The sequence below is a fragment of the Ectopseudomonas khazarica genome, from assembly GCF_017915135.1.
Taxonomy (GTDB): Bacteria; Pseudomonadota; Gammaproteobacteria; order Pseudomonadales; family Pseudomonadaceae; genus Aquipseudomonas; species Aquipseudomonas khazarica.
The window spans coordinates 2,305,125-2,319,839 of sequence record NZ_CP068551.1; the positions used below are offsets into that span (position 1 = coordinate 2,305,125).

Sequence of the window (14,715 nt, forward strand, 5' to 3'; positions counted from 1 at the left end):
TTGGGTGCCGTTTTCGATTCAGCCGCAGCGATCACTCATGCAGGTGCTCGGCCGCGTGCAGGGTGTTTTCCAGCAGGCCGGCGCGGGTCATCGGGCCGACACCGCCCGGTACCGGGGTGATCCAGCCGGCGCGGGGCAGGGCGGTCTCGTAGATCACGTCGCCGACCAGCTTGCCGTCTTCCTGGCGGTTGATCCCGACGTCGATGACGATGGCACCCGGCTTGATCCACTCGCCCTTGACCAGCCCCGGCTTGCCGGCGGCGACCACGACGATGTCGGCCTGGCCGACATGGCCGGCGAGGTCCTTGGTGAAACGGTGGGTGACGGTGACCGTGCAACCGGCCAGCAGCAACTCCATGGCCATCGGGCGGCCGACGATGTTCGAGGCGCCGACCACCACCGCGTGCAGACCGTAGAGGTCGACGCCGGTGCTTTCCAGCAGGGTCATGATGCCCTTGGGCGTGCAGGGGCGCAGCAGCGGCATGCGCTGGGCCAGGCGGCCGATGTTGTAGGGGTGGAAACCGTCCACATCCTTGTCGGGGCGAATGCGCTCGAGCAGCAGCGAGCTGTCCAGGTGCTCGGGCAGCGGCAACTGCACCAGGATACCGTCGATGGCCGGGTCGTCGTTGAGCTCGTCGATCAGGGCCAGCAGATCGGCCTGGCTGGTGTCGCTCGGCAGGTCATAGGCGCGCGAGAGGAAGCCGACTTCCTCGCAATCCTTGCGTTTGTGTGACACATAGACCTGGGAGGCAGGATCGGTACCGACCAGGATCACGGCCAGACCCGGAGTGCGAAGGCCTTGTTCGCGGCGTTCGGCGACGCGTTTGGCAATCTGCTGGCGGAGGCTGGCGGCGATCGCCTTGCCATCGATCAGTTGTGCGGTCATTACGCTGGTTAACCATTAATAAGGATGAAAAAAGGACGCGCATTCTCGCATGGGTGCTCACCCGGGCAAAGGCGCCTGCCGTCGTTTTCGCGTAACTCCTTTATATCGCTGAATTTTTTTGATTTTTTCTGTTGACGAGGTGCGTAAGCGTCTATAACATTCGCCCCGCTTCTCAGGAACAGCCACTCGCTGGGTGAGACGGCAAGAGCCAAGCCCCCGTGGTGAGGCTGGAGCCGAAAGCTTCTAAGTCTGCGTTAGCGGATGGATAAGCGCCCGTAGCTCAGCTGGATAGAGCATCCGCCTTCTAAGCGGATGGTCGCAGGTTCGAGTCCTGCCGGGTGCGCCATTTGGCGGTCAGGCAATTTGAGTAAGCAATGCAATATGGTGGGCGTAGCTCAGTTGGTAGAGCACAGGATTGTGGCTCCTGGTGTCGTGGGTTCGATTCCCATCGTCCACCCCATATTCCAGAACGCCAGGCCAAAAGCCTGGCGTTTTTGTTTTTAGCTTGAAACCACGCGGACGTGGTGAAATTGGTAGACACACCAGATTTAGGTTCTGGCGCCGCAAGGTGTGAGAGTTCGAGTCTCTCCGTCCGCACCATCTTACAAATCCCCCCGCATTGCCGCCTGTTTCTAGGGTGACTTCTTCATATCGACCCTCTAGAATGCTTGGCCTTGATTCGGGGCCGGTTCGAGCCGGCTTATGTCTGTGCAACGAGGAATATCCATGCAAGTTTCTGTTGAAAGCACTTCTGCTCTTGAGCGCCGCATGACCGTCGGCGTCCCCGTCGAGCGCATCGAGACCGAAGTCAACAAGCGTCTGCAACAGACTGCCCGTCGTGCCAAGGTTCCTGGCTTCCGTCCTGGCAAGGTGCCGATGAGCGTCATCCGTCAGCGTTACGAAGACGCCGCTCGTCAGGAAGCACTGGGCGACCTGATCCAGGCCACCTTCTATGAAGCCGTGGTCGAGCAGAAGCTGAACCCGGCCGGCGCTCCTGCGGTAGAGCCGAAGTCCTTCGAGAAGGGCAAGGACCTGGAATACGTCGCGACCTTCGAAGTTTTCCCCGAGTTCGAGGTTTCCGGCTTCGACTCCATCGCCATCGAGCGCCTGCAGGCCGACGTGGCTGACAGCGATGTCGACAACATGCTGGACATCCTGCGCAAGCAGAACACTCGCTTCGAAACCGTCGAGCGTGCTGCCGAGAACGACGACCAGCTGAACATCGACTTCGTCGGCAAGATCGACGGCGAAGCCTTCGCCGGCGGCAGCGCCAAGGGCACTCAGCTGGTACTGGGCTCCGGTCGCATGATCCCAGGCTTCGAAGAGGCTCTGGTCGGCGTCAAGGCGGGTGAAGAACGCGTCATCAACCCGACCTTCCCCGAGGACTATCAGAACCTCGATCTGGCCGGCAAGACCGCCGAGTTCACCGTGACCGTGAACAGCGTTTCCGCACCGCAACTGCCTGAGCTGAACGACGAGTTCTTCGCCCTGTTCGGCATCAAGGAAGGCGGTCTGGAAGGCTTCCGCGCCGAAGTTCGCAAGAACATGGAGCGCGAGCTGCGCCAGGCCATCAAGTCCAAGGTCAAGAACCAGGTAATGGACGGCCTGCTGGCTGCCAACCCGGTCGAAGTACCGAAGGCGCTGATCGGCAACGAAGTGGATCGTCTGCGCGTGCAGGCTGTTCAGCAGTTCGGTGGCAACATCAAGCCAGACCAACTGCCGGCCGAACTGTTCGAAGAACAAGCCAAGCGTCGCGTCGTGCTGGGCCTGATCGTCGCGGAAGTGGTCAAGCAGTTCGAGCTGAAGCCTGACGAGGCCCGTGTGCGCGAGCTGATCGAAGAGATGGCCTCCGCCTACCAGGAGCCCGAGCAAGTGGTCGCCTGGTACTACAAGAACGATCAGCAGATGAACGAAGTGCGTTCGGTTGTACTGGAAGAACAAGTTGTAGATACTGTTCTGCAGAAGGCCAACGTGACCGATAAAGCGGTTTCCTACGAAGACGCAGTCAAGCCGGCGGAAGCTCCTAAAGCCGACTGATCGGGTCACCTCGTTCGAGAACACCACCATAAGCCAGCCTCCGTGCTGGCTTATGTGTATTTGAGACATGACTATTAGGGAGTGAGCGCAAGACATGTCCCGCAATCCTTTTATGCAAAACATGCCTGAAATCCAGGCCGCTGGCGGCCTGGTGCCGATGGTCATCGAGCAGTCCGCTCGTGGCGAGCGTGCCTATGACATCTACTCGCGCCTGCTCAAGGAGCGTGTGATCTTCCTGGTGGGTCAGGTCGAGGACTACATGGCCAACCTGATCTGCGCCCAGCTGCTGTTCCTGGAAGCAGAGAACCCGGACAAGGACATTCACCTGTACATCAACTCGCCGGGTGGTTCGGTGACGGCCGGTATGGCCATCTACGACACCATGCAGTTCATCAAGGCGGACGTGTCCACTACCTGCATCGGTCAGGCCTGCAGCATGGGTGCTTTCCTGCTGGCCGGCGGCGCCAAGGGCAAGCGTTTCTGCCTGCCGAACTCGCGCGTGATGATCCACCAGCCGTTGGGCGGCTTCCAGGGTCAGGCCTCGGATATCGAGATCCATGCCAAGGAAATCCTCTTCATCCGTGAGCGCCTGAACGAGTTGCTGGCGCATCACACGGGGCAGAACCTGGAAACCATCGAGCGTGATACCAACCGCGACAACTTCATGAGCGCGTCGCGTGCCGTCGAGTACGGCCTGGTCGATGCGGTGCATGAGAAGCGTAAAATGCCGGTGTAGATGAGGCGCCGGCTGCGGGCATTCTGCACGGGGACGATTCGTGCCCTTGAAAATGCCCGCATTTGCCTTCATCTTGTGTTTCAAGCCTACCGTATTGGATTGATCGAATGACTGACACCCGTAACGGTGAGGACAGCGGCAAACTGCTTTATTGCTCCTTCTGCGGCAAGAGCCAGCACGAAGTGCGCAAGTTGATCGCCGGTCCTTCCGTCTTCATCTGCGACGAATGCGTCGACCTGTGCAATGACATCATCCGCGAGGAGGTGCAGGAAGCCCAGGCCGAGAGCAGCGCGCACAAACTCCCGGCACCCAAGGAAATCAGCAGCATCCTCGATCAGTATGTGATTGGTCAGGAGCGTGCGAAGAAGGTGCTGTCGGTAGCGGTGTACAACCACTACAAGCGTCTCAATCAGCGCGACAAGAAAGACGATGTCGAACTGGGCAAGAGCAACATCCTGCTGATCGGTCCGACCGGTTCGGGCAAGACGCTGCTGGCGGAAACCCTGGCGCGCCTGCTCAATGTGCCGTTCACCATCGCCGACGCGACCACGCTGACCGAGGCCGGTTACGTGGGCGAGGACGTCGAGAACATCATCCAGAAGCTGCTGCAGAAGTGCGATTACGATGTCGAGAAGGCCCAGATGGGCATCGTCTACATCGACGAAATCGACAAGATCTCGCGCAAGTCCGACAACCCGTCGATCACCCGTGACGTATCGGGCGAGGGCGTGCAGCAGGCCCTGCTCAAGCTGATCGAGGGGACCGTGGCTTCGGTACCGCCGCAGGGCGGCCGCAAGCACCCGCAGCAGGAGTTCCTGCAGGTCGACACGCGCAATATCCTGTTCATCTGCGGCGGTGCCTTCGCTGGCCTGGAGAAGGTCATTCAGGCCCGCTCCACCAAGGGCGGTATCGGTTTCGGTGCCGAGGTGCGCAGCAAGGAAGAGGGCAAGAAGATCGGCGAGTCGCTGCGTGAGGTCGAGCCGGACGATCTGGTCAAGTTCGGACTGATTCCCGAGTTCGTCGGTCGTCTGCCGGTCATCGCGACCCTCGAAGAGCTGGACGAGGCGGCCCTGGTACAGATCCTGACCGAGCCGAAGAACGCGCTGACCAAGCAGTATGGCAAGCTGTTCGAGATGGAGGGCGTGGACCTGGAGTTCCGTCCGGATGCGCTGAAATCCGTGGCGCAGAAGGCCCTGGAGCGCAAGACCGGTGCGCGTGGTCTGCGGTCGATCCTGGAGGGCATTCTGCTCGACACCATGTATGAAATCCCGTCCCAGCAGGACGTGAGCAAGGTGGTGATCGACGAGAGCGTCATCGATGGTTCTTCCAAGCCGCTGCTGATCTACGAGAACAGCGAGCCGCCCGCGAAGGCCGCGCCAGACGCGTAACGCCTGTCACACGATGCACGCAAGGGGCCCCCAGGGGCCCTTTGCTTTTGTGGACATTGCGCTTGTTTTTTACGGGCACTGCCCCCATCTTAAAAGCCAAGGGTAATCCCGCCTGTTTACGGCCTTATGGCCGCCGCTGAGCCGAAATCATGAAGACAACCATCGAATTGCCTCTCCTGCCGTTGCGCGATGTTGTGGTCTATCCGCACATGGTCATCCCGCTTTTCGTCGGGCGTGAGAAATCCATCGAGGCCCTCGAGGCCGCGATGACGGGTGACAAGCAGATTTTGCTGGTGGCCCAGAAGAACCCGGCGGTCGATGATCCGGATGATCAGGACCTCTATCGCGTTGGCACCGTCGCCACCGTGCTGCAGCTGCTCAAGTTGCCGGACGGCACCGTCAAGGTGCTGGTCGAGGGCGAGCAGCGCGGCTCCATCGAGCGTGTCCTCGAGGTGGACGAGCACTGCCGTGCCGAGGTGCTGCTGATCGAAGAGGGCGAAACCGCCGAGCGCGAGTCCGAAGTCTTCACGCGCAGCCTGCTGAGCCAGTTCGAACAGTACGTGCAGCTGGGCAAGAAGGTGCCCGCCGAGGTGCTTTCGTCGCTCAACAGCATCGATGAGCCCAGCCGCCTGGTCGACACCATGGCCGCGCACATGGCGCTGAAGATCGAGCAGAAGCAGGAAATCCTCGAAATCACCTCCCTGTCCGCGCGTGTCGAGCACGTGCTGGCCCTGCTGGATGCCGAGATCGACCTGCTGCAGGTCGAGAAACGCATCCGTGGTCGCGTCAAGAAGCAGATGGAGCGCAGCCAGCGCGAGTACTACCTGAATGAGCAGATGAAGGCCATTCAGAAAGAGCTGGGCGACATCGACGAGGGGCACAACGAGCTCGATGAGCTGCGCAAGCGCATCGACAACGCGGGCCTGTCCAAGGAGGCGCTGGCCAAGGCCAATGCGGAGCTGAACAAGCTCAAGCAGATGTCGCCGATGTCCGCCGAAGCCACCGTGGTGCGCTCCTATATCGACTGGCTGGTGAACGTGCCGTGGAAGGCCGAGAGCAAGGTGCGCCTCGACCTGGTGCGTGCGGAGAGCATCCTCGATGCCGACCACTATGGCCTCGAAGAGGTCAAGGAACGCATTCTCGAGTACCTCGCCGTGCAGAAACGGGTGAAGAAGCTCAAGGGCCCGGTGCTGTGCCTGGTAGGGCCGCCTGGCGTGGGCAAGACCTCGCTGGCCGAGTCCATCGCTACCGCGACCAATCGCAAGTTCGTGCGCATGGCCCTGGGTGGCGTGCGTGACGAGGCCGAGATTCGCGGCCATCGCCGCACCTACATCGGCTCGATGCCTGGGCGCCTGATCCAGAAACTGACCAAGGTCGGCGTGCGCAACCCGCTGTTCCTGCTCGACGAGATCGACAAGATGGGGCAGGACATGCGCGGCGATCCCGCCTCGGCGCTGCTCGAAGTCCTCGATCCCGAGCAGAACCACAATTTCAACGATCACTATCTGGAGGTCGACTACGACCTGTCGGACGTGATGTTCCTCTGCACGGCCAACTCGATGAACATCCCCGGCCCGCTGCTGGACCGGATGGAAATCATCCGTCTGCCGGGTTACACCGAGGACGAGAAGGTCAACATCGCCATCAAGTACCTGGCGCCCAAGCAGATCCAGGCCAATGGCCTGAAGAAGGGCGAACTGGCATTCGACGAGGCGGCGATTCGCGACATCATTCGTTACTACACTCGCGAGGCGGGTGTGCGCAGCCTGGAGCGGCAGATTGCCAAGGTGTGCCGCAAGGCGGTGAAGGAGCACATGCGCGAGAAGCGCTTCCAGGTCACGGTGACGGCGGAGTCGCTGGAGCACTTCCTGGGCGTGCGCAAGCATCGCTATGGCCTTGCCGAGCAGCAGGATCAGATCGGTCAGGTGACCGGTCTGGCCTGGACTCAGGTGGGTGGCGAGCTGCTCACCATCGAGACGGCGGTGGTGCCGGGCAAGGGCAATCTGATCAAGACCGGTTCCCTCGGCGATGTCATGGCGGAGTCCATGACGGCTGCCATGACGGTGGTCCGCAGTCGTGCCAGAAGCCTCGGAATTCCCGGCGATTTCAACGAGAAGCGCGACGTTCACATCCATATGCCGGAAGGTGCGACGCCCAAGGATGGCCCGAGTGCAGGCATCGGCCTGTGCACGGCGCTGGTGTCGGCGCTGACGCAGATTCCGGTGCGCGCGGACGTCGCCATGACGGGGGAAATCACCCTGCGTGGTCAGGTGCTGGCGATCGGCGGGCTCAAGGAAAAACTTCTGGCCGCTCACCGTGGTGGGATCAAGACGGTGATCATTCCGGAAGAAAATGTGCGTGACCTGAAAGAAATTCCGGAAAATATTAAACAAGACCTGCAGATTAAACCGGTTAAATGGATTGACGAGGTCCTGCAAATTGCGCTGCAATACGCCCCGGAGCCCTTGCCTGATGCGGCTCCCGAGATGATTGCAACGGATGACAAGCGCGAGTCTGATTCCAAGGAGCGAATCAGCACGCATTAGCAGGGGGGCTTTCTTGACACAATTTTTCGGCCCTTGCTATAAAACGGCTTTTATTGTGTCGGCAGGCCTTCCAGCACCCGCTTTGCTTACACTAAAAATCAAGAAACAAACTCAACAGAAATAAGGGGACTTAGAGTGAACAAGTCGGAACTGATCGATGCCATTGCTGCATCTGCTGATATCCCGAAAGCTGTTGCTGGCCGCGCGCTGGATGCAGTGATTGAATCCGTCACTGGCGCCCTGAAGGCTGGTGACTCCGTTGTACTGGTTGGCTTCGGCACCTTCGCTGTCAAAGAGCGTGCTGCTCGCACTGGCCGCAACCCGCAGACCGGCAAGCCGATCAGCATCGCCGCCGCCAAGATCCCAGGCTTCAAAGCCGGCAAGGCTCTGAAAGACGCCGTCAATTAAGCGTCTTCCGGGTTTGCCTCGCCGCCAGGGCCATGCCCGGTGGTTGTTAGGCGCAGAGCAGGTGGTTTCAATTTTTCTGCACTGACCGCTTAACGCATTACGAGAAGGCGCATCCAAGGATGCGCCTTTCCTCTATCTGGACATTACCCATATTGCGCGGCTGGTGGCTCTGTACAGTCGTTCTGGGGGAAGCATGCTGCAAAACATCAGGGACAATTCACGCGGTTGGATTGCCAAAACCATCATCGGCCTCATCGTCATGCTGATGGCATTTACCGGTTTCGAAGCCATCGTCACGGGAACCAGCAATCGTAACAACGCTGCAGACGTGAACGGTGACACCATTACCCTCAACGAGCTGAGTCAGGCCGTTGAGATGCAGCGTCGTCAGTTGCTGCAGCAACTGGGGCGTGATTTCGATGCTTCGCAGCTCGATGACAAGCTGCTGCGCGAGTCTTCGCTCAAGGGTCTGATCGACCGCAAGCTGCTGCTACAGGCCGCTGGCGACGCCGGTTTCGCCTTCTCGCAGACCGCGCTCGACCAGGTCATCCTGCAGACGCCGGAGTTTCAGGCCGACGGCCGCTTCGACGCGGCGCGTTTCGACCAGGTGATTCGCCAGATGGGTTACACCCGCCTGCAGTTCCGCCAGATGCTGGAAGAGGAAATGCTGATCGGGCAGCTGCGCGCAGGCATCGGTGCCAGCAGCTTCGTCACCGAGCAGCAGGCGCTTGCCTTCGCCAATCTCGAGCGTCAGACGCGTGATTTCGCCAGCCTGACCATCAAGGCCGACACCGCTGCGGTCGAGCTCAGCGACAGCGACGTCAAGGCTTACTACGACGAGCACGCCAGCGAGTTCATGAGCCCTGAACAGGTGGTGCTGGAATACGTCGAGCTGAAGAAGGACAGCTTCTTCGATCAGATCGAAGTGAGTGACGAGGACCTCAAGCCGGCGTACGAGAGCGAGATCGCCAACCTCGCCGAGCAGCGCCATGCCGCGCACATTCTCATCGAGGGTGATGACGAGGCGGCCCGTGCCAAGGCCAAGGAAATCAAGGCGCGCATCGACGCTGGCGAAGACTTCGCGGCACTGGCCAAGGAGTTCTCTCAGGATCCGGGCTCGGCCGCCGACGGCGGTGATCTGGGCTATGCCGGCCCTGGCGTCTACGATCCGGCCTTCGAAGAGGCGCTTTATGCACTGCAGCAGGGGCAAGTCTCCGCGCCGGTGAAGAGCGCGTTCGGCTGGCACCTGATCAAGCTGCTGGGTGTCCAGTCGCCTGAGGTGCCGAGCTTCGATAGCCTCAAGGACAAGCTGGCACGTGACTTCAAGGCGCAGCAGGTCGAGCAGCGTTTCGTCGAGGCGACCAAGCAACTGGAAGATGCGGCGTTCGAGGCTTCGGATCTGGCGCAGCCGGCTCAGGATCTCGGTCTCGAGGTCAAGGTCAGCGAGCCCGTTGGCCGCGAAGGCGGCGCTACCGGCATCACGGCCAATCGTCAGGTGCTGCAGGCGGCATTCAGCCCCGAGGTTCTCGAGGATGGCGCCAACAGCTCGACCATCGAGCTGGACCCGAGCACCGTCGTCGTCGTTCGCGTCAAGGAGCACAACCAGCCCGAGCAGTTGCCGCTGGAGCAGGTTGCCGAGAGCATTCGCGGTCATCTGCTGCAGGAGCGTGCAAGCGCGGCAGCCAAGGCCGAGGGTGAGAAGCGCCTGGCCGCAGCCCAGGCTGGCGAGGCCCAGGATGCCGGCTGGCAGGTCCAGGAAGCGGTTACCCGCAGCCAGGACGGCGTGGAGCCCAAGGTACTGCAGGCATTGTTCCGCATGGCCAAGCCGAGCAAGGCGGGTGAGCCGACCTTTGCCGGCGTGACCCTGAACACGGGTGACTACGTGCTGTTGCGCCTGGATGGCGTCAACGTGCCGGAGGAAGCGCTGGCGGCCGAGCAACTGGCCATGTACCGCAACTTCCTGGCCTCGCGCGAAGGCCAGCAGGACTTCGCCGCACTGCGCAAGCAGCTGGCCGCCGAAGCCGATATCGAGCGCTTCTGAGTCGCTCCTCCAGTGCCTCTGGCGAGGCGCTGGAACAGGCAATAATAAAACCCGCACGGCGTGCGGGTTTTTTATTGCCTGCCATCCGGGGATGACAGCGAGACGCTCCCGGCAACTGCTCTGCCGGGAGCGGCGCGGATCAGTCTTCCATGGCGCCCATGGCGGTGGTGTTGAAGCCGCCGTCGACGTACATGATTTCACCGCTGATGCCCGAAGCCAGGTCGGAGCAGAGGAACGCGCCGGCGTTGCCGACTTCCTCGATGGTGACGTTGCGGCGCAGCGGGGTCTGCTTCTCGTTGGCGGCCAGCATCTTGCGGAAGCTGGCGATGCCGCTGGCGGCCAGGGTGCGGATCGGGCCGGCGGAGATGGCGTTGACGCGGGTGCCTTCCGGGCCGAGGCTGCCGGCGAGGTAGCGAACGCCGGCTTCCAGGCTGGCCTTGGCCATGCCCATGACGTTGTAGTTGGGCATGGTGCGCTCGGCACCCAGGTAGGAGAGGGTGAGCAGGCTGCCGTTGCGGCCTTTCATCATCTCGCGACCGGCCTTGGCCAGGGCGACGAAGCTGTAGGCGCTGATGTCGTGGGCGATCTTGAAGCCTTCACGGGTGGTGACGTCGGTGAAGTCGCCGTTCAGCTGGTCACCCGGAGCGAAACCGACGGAGTGGACGATGCAGTCCAGGCCATCCCATTTCTTGCTCAGCGCTTCGAATACCGCGGCGATTTCCTCGTCGCTGGCCACATCGCAAGGGAAGCACAGGTCGGCACTGGAGCCCCAGCCGGCAGCGAAATCTTCGACGCGACCCTTGAGCTTTTCGTTCTGGTAGGTGAAAGCCAGCTCGGCACCTTCGCGGTGCATGGCGGCGGCGATACCCGAGGCGATGGACAGTTTGCTGGCTACGCCAACGATGAGTACGCGCTTACCGGTTAGAAAACCCATTGTGCTATTCCTCTTCCTGTTTCAAGGATCAGTGAGCCGTTGCCGGGGCCATGAAAGCGGCTTCCAGCAACTGCTGCGTATAAGGGTGTTGCGGTGCACTGAAGATCGACTCGGCAGACCCCTGTTCGACTACCTGGCCCTGCTTGACCACCATCAGCTGATGGCTCAGCGCTCTGACTACCGCCAGATCATGGCTGATAAACAGATAGGTCAGGTTGTACTTGGCCTGCAAGCCGCGCAACAACTCCACCACCTGACGCTGTACCGTGCGGTCGAGCGCCGAAGTGGGCTCGTCGAGCAGGATCAGCGCCGGTTTCAACACCAGTGCTCGGGCAATGGCAATCCGCTGCCGTTGTCCGCCAGAAAACTCGTGGGGGTAGCGATGCCGCGTCTGCGGGTCCAGCCCTACCTCCAAAAGCGCGTCGATGATGGCTTGTTCCTGTTCCGCCTCGTTGCCCATACCGTGAATGCGCAGACCCTCACCGACGATCTGGCTCACCGACATGCGTGGGCTCAGGCTGCCAAAGGGGTCCTGAAACACCACCTGCATCTGCCGGCGCAGCGGACGTACCTGCTGCTGGCTAAGGCCCTGCAGATGCTGACCCTGGAAGCGGATGTCACCTTGGCTGGCGAGCAGCCGCAGAATAGCCATGCCCAGGGTGGATTTGCCGGAGCCACTCTCGCCGACGATGCCCAGGGTCTGGCCCTGGGGCAGGCTGAAGTTGATGCCGTCCACCGCTTTGACATGATCCACCGTCCGACGCAGCAGGCCCTTCTTGATCGGGAACCACACGCGCAGGTCGTCCACTTCCAGCAGCGGCTGGCCCACGGGGTTGGCCGCAGGTTCGCCGCTGGGCTCGGCACCGAGCAGTTCCCTGGTATAGGGATGCTGCGGAGCCTGGAACAATTCTTCACACGACGCCTGTTCGACGATGCGACCGCGCTGCATGACACATACGCGATGCGCAATTCTGCGCACCAGGTTGAGATCGTGGCTGATCAGCAGCAACGACATGCCCAGGCGCGCCTGCAGATCCTTGAGCAGCTCGAGGATTTTCAGCTGCACCGTGACGTCCAGCGCGGTGGTTGGCTCATCCGCGATCAGCAGTTGCGGCTCGTTGGCCAGGGCCATGGCGATCATCACGCGCTGGCGTTGGCCGCCGGACAGCTCGTGGGGGTAGGCCTTCAGGCGTTTCTTCGGCTCGGGAATGCCGACCAGTTCCAGCAGCTCCAGCGTGCGCGCACTGGCGGCCTTGCCGCGCAGGCCCTTGTGCAGGGCTAGCACCTCGTTGATCTGCTTCTCGATGCTGTGCAGCGGGTTGAGCGAGGTCATCGGCTCCTGGAAGACCATGGCGATACGGTTACCGCGAATGCCACGCAGGCGGCCCTCGCCGAGCTTGAGCAGGTCTTCACCGACGTATTCGATGCTGCCGGACGGATGGCGGGCGAGGGGGTAGGGCAGCAGGCGCAGGATGGAATGCGCAGTGACCGACTTGCCCGAACCGCTTTCGCCGACCAGGGCCAGGGTCTCGCCTTTGTGGATGTCGAAGCTGACGCCCTCGACCACGCGCTGGCACTGCTCGCCCATGACGAACTCGACGGCCAGGTCGCGAACTTGCAGCAGGGTTTCGTTCTGGCTCATGTCATTTCCTCGGGTCGAAAGCATCGCGGGCGGCCTCGCCGATGAACACCAGCAGGCTCAGCATGAGTGCCAGCACGGCGAAGGCGCTGATGCCCAGCCAGGGCGCCTGCAGGTTGCTCTTGCCCTGGGCGACCAGTTCCCCCAGCGAGGGCGCGCCCGGAGGCAGGCCGAAACCGAGGAAGTCCAAAGCGGTCAGGGTGCCGATCGCGCCGGTGAGGATGAAGGGCATGAAGGTCATGGTCGAGACCATGGCGTTGGGCAGGATGTGGCGGAACATGATCGCGCCATTGCCCATGCCCAGCGCGCGTGCGGCGCGCACGTATTCCAGGTTGCGCCCACGGAGGAACTCGGCGCGGACCACGTCGACCAGGCTCATCCAGGAGAACAGCAGCATGATGCCCAGCAGCCACCAGAAGTTCGGCTGCACGAAGCTGGCCAGGATGATCAGCAGATAGAGCACGGGCAGCCCGGACCAGATTTCCAGGAAACGCTGGCCGAGCAGGTCGACCCAGCCGCCATAGAAGCCCTGGAGGGCGCCGGCGATGACGCCGATCACCGAGCTGGCCAGGGTCAGGGTCAGGGCGAACAGCACCGAGATGCGGAAGCCGTAGATGACCCGCGCCAGCACGTCGCGCCCCTGGTCGTCGGTGCCGAGCCAGTTCTGCGCCGAGGGCGGCGCCGGGGCCGGGACTTCCAGGTCGTAGTTGATGCTCGAATAGCTGAACGGGATCGGTGGCCAGAGCATCCAGCCATCCTTCTCTGCGATCAGGTCCTGGATGTACGGGCTCTTGTAGTTGGCCTGCAGCGGGAATTCGCCACCGAACACGGTCTCCGGGTAGCGCTTGAGCACGGGGAAGTACCACTCGCCGTCGTAGCGCACGGCCAGCGGCTTGTCGTTGGCGATCAGTTCGGCGCCGAGGCTCAGGCCGAACAGGATGAGGAACAGCCAGAGCGACCACCAGCCACGCTTGTGGGCCTTGAAACGGTCGAGACGGCGGCGATTGAGCGGGGACAGTTTCATGCTCAACACTCCCGGCTTTCGAAGTCGATACGGGGGTCGACCAGGGTGTAGGTGATGTCACCGATCAGTTTCACGATCAGCCCCAGCAGGGTGAAGATGAACAGGGTGCCGAAGACCACCGGATAGTCGCGGTTGATTGCCGCCTCGAAGCTCATCAGGCCGAGGCCGTCGAGGGAGAAGATCACTTCGATCAGCAGGGAACCGGTGAAGAAGATGCCGATGAAGGCCGCCGGGAAGCCGGCGATGATCAGCAGCATGGCGTTGCGGAAGACGTGACCATAGAGCACGCGGTGGTTGGTCAGGCCCTTGGCGCGGGCGGTGATCACGTACTGCTTGTTGATCTCGTCGAGGAAGCTGTTCTTGGTCAGCAGGGTCAGGGTGGCGAAGTTGCCGATGACCAGTGCCGTGACCGGCAGCACCAGGTGCCAGAGGTAGTCGAGGATCTTGCCGCCGAGGCTGAGCGACTCGAAGTCGTTGGAGGTCAGGCCGCGCAACGGGAACCAGTCCCAGTAGCTGCCGCCGGCGAACAGCACGATCAGCAGAATGGCGAAGAGGAAGGCGGGAATGGCGTAGCCGATGATGATCGCCGAGCTGGTCCAGATGTCGAAGGCGCTGCCGTGCCGGGTGGCCTTGGCGATCCCCAGCGGGATGGAGACCAGGTACATGATCAGGGTGCTCCACAGGCCCAGTGATATGGAGACCGGCATCTTCTCGATGATCAGGTCGATGACCTGGGCGTCGCGAAAGAAGCTGGAGCCGAAGTCCAGCTGCGCGTAGTTCTTCAGCATGATCCAGAAGCGTTCCGGCGCCGACTTGTCGAAACCGTACATCTTCTCGATTTCCTTGATCAGCTGCGGGTCGAGGCCCTGGGCGCCGCGGTAGTTGGAGCCGGCCACCGAGACTTCGGCGCCGCCACCGGCGATGCGGCTGGTGGCGCCCTCGAAACCCTCGAGCTTGGCGATCATCTGCTCGACCGGGCCACCTGGCGCGGCCTGGATGATGATGAAGTTGATCACCAGGATGCCGAACAGGGTCGGAATGATCAGCAGCAAACGGCGGATGATATAGGCCAGCAT

At 61.7% G+C, this 14,715-nt stretch carries 11 protein-coding genes and 3 tRNA genes; 9 read left to right on the forward strand and 5 right to left on the reverse strand.

Annotated elements, in window-relative coordinates:
* Window positions 1-31: 31 nt before the first annotated feature.
* Window positions 32-886, reverse strand: coding sequence for a bifunctional methylenetetrahydrofolate dehydrogenase/methenyltetrahydrofolate cyclohydrolase FolD (gene folD / locus JLK41_RS10935; protein WP_037053043.1), 855 nt, complete (start codon window positions 884-886; stop codon window positions 32-34).
* Window positions 887-1,155: 269 nt separating this feature from the next.
* Between folD and JLK41_RS10940 the strand changes: the two genes are divergently transcribed.
* The 9 genes from JLK41_RS10940 to JLK41_RS10980 all read left to right on the forward strand — a co-directional run bounded on the left by JLK41_RS10940 (window position 1,156) and on the right by JLK41_RS10980 (window position 10,042).
* Window positions 1,156-1,232 (forward strand) — tRNA-Arg (locus JLK41_RS10940).
* Window positions 1,233-1,270: 38 nt separating this feature from the next.
* Window positions 1,271-1,346 (forward strand) — tRNA-His (locus JLK41_RS10945).
* Between the two features lie 55 nt (window positions 1,347-1,401).
* Window positions 1,402-1,486, forward strand: a tRNA-Leu gene (locus tag JLK41_RS10950).
* Window positions 1,487-1,612: 126 nt separating this feature from the next.
* Window positions 1,613-2,923, forward strand: coding sequence for a trigger factor (tig, locus tag JLK41_RS10955; protein WP_037052976.1), 1,311 nt, complete (start codon window positions 1,613-1,615; stop codon window positions 2,921-2,923).
* A gap of 94 nt (window positions 2,924-3,017) precedes the next feature.
* Window positions 3,018-3,659 (forward strand): ATP-dependent Clp endopeptidase proteolytic subunit ClpP, encoded by a 642-nt coding sequence (clpP, locus tag JLK41_RS10960; protein WP_210390998.1) that lies wholly within the window; start codon window positions 3,018-3,020, stop codon window positions 3,657-3,659.
* Between the two features lie 107 nt (window positions 3,660-3,766).
* On the forward strand, window positions 3,767-5,047 hold the full coding sequence (gene clpX / locus JLK41_RS10965) for an ATP-dependent Clp protease ATP-binding subunit ClpX (RefSeq protein WP_037052970.1): 1,281 nt from the start codon (window positions 3,767-3,769) through the stop codon (window positions 5,045-5,047).
* Between the two features lie 149 nt (window positions 5,048-5,196).
* Window positions 5,197-7,593: an endopeptidase La gene (lon, locus tag JLK41_RS10970; RefSeq protein ID WP_210390999.1), complete on the forward strand. Its 2,397-nt coding sequence runs from the start codon at window positions 5,197-5,199 to the stop codon at window positions 7,591-7,593.
* A gap of 135 nt (window positions 7,594-7,728) precedes the next feature.
* Window positions 7,729-8,001, forward strand: a complete 273-nt coding sequence (gene hupB, locus JLK41_RS10975; protein WP_003239952.1) for a nucleoid-associated protein HU-beta — start codon at window positions 7,729-7,731, stop codon at window positions 7,999-8,001.
* Between the two features lie 193 nt (window positions 8,002-8,194).
* Window positions 8,195-10,042 (forward strand): SurA N-terminal domain-containing protein, encoded by a 1,848-nt coding sequence (locus JLK41_RS10980; protein ID WP_210391000.1) that lies wholly within the window; start codon window positions 8,195-8,197, stop codon window positions 10,040-10,042.
* Window positions 10,043-10,181: 139 nt separating this feature from the next.
* Here JLK41_RS10980 and fabI read toward each other — a convergent pair whose 3' ends face one another.
* From fabI to JLK41_RS11000, 4 genes are read right to left on the reverse strand one after another with little or no spacing between them, the layout of a single operon-like run.
* Window positions 10,182-10,976, reverse strand: coding sequence for an enoyl-ACP reductase FabI (gene fabI, locus JLK41_RS10985; RefSeq protein ID WP_003461408.1), 795 nt, complete (start codon window positions 10,974-10,976; stop codon window positions 10,182-10,184).
* 28 nt (window positions 10,977-11,004) lie between these two features.
* Window positions 11,005-12,618, reverse strand: coding sequence for an ABC transporter ATP-binding protein (locus tag JLK41_RS10990; RefSeq protein WP_210391001.1), 1,614 nt, complete (start codon window positions 12,616-12,618; stop codon window positions 11,005-11,007).
* Between the two features lies 1 nt (window position 12,619).
* Window positions 12,620-13,639 (reverse strand): ABC transporter permease, encoded by a 1,020-nt coding sequence (locus JLK41_RS10995; protein WP_037052959.1) that lies wholly within the window; start codon window positions 13,637-13,639, stop codon window positions 12,620-12,622.
* A gap of 2 nt (window positions 13,640-13,641) precedes the next feature.
* Complete coding sequence (locus JLK41_RS11000) at window positions 13,642-14,715, reverse strand: microcin C ABC transporter permease YejB (RefSeq protein ID WP_037052957.1); 1,074 nt, start codon at window positions 14,713-14,715, stop codon at window positions 13,642-13,644.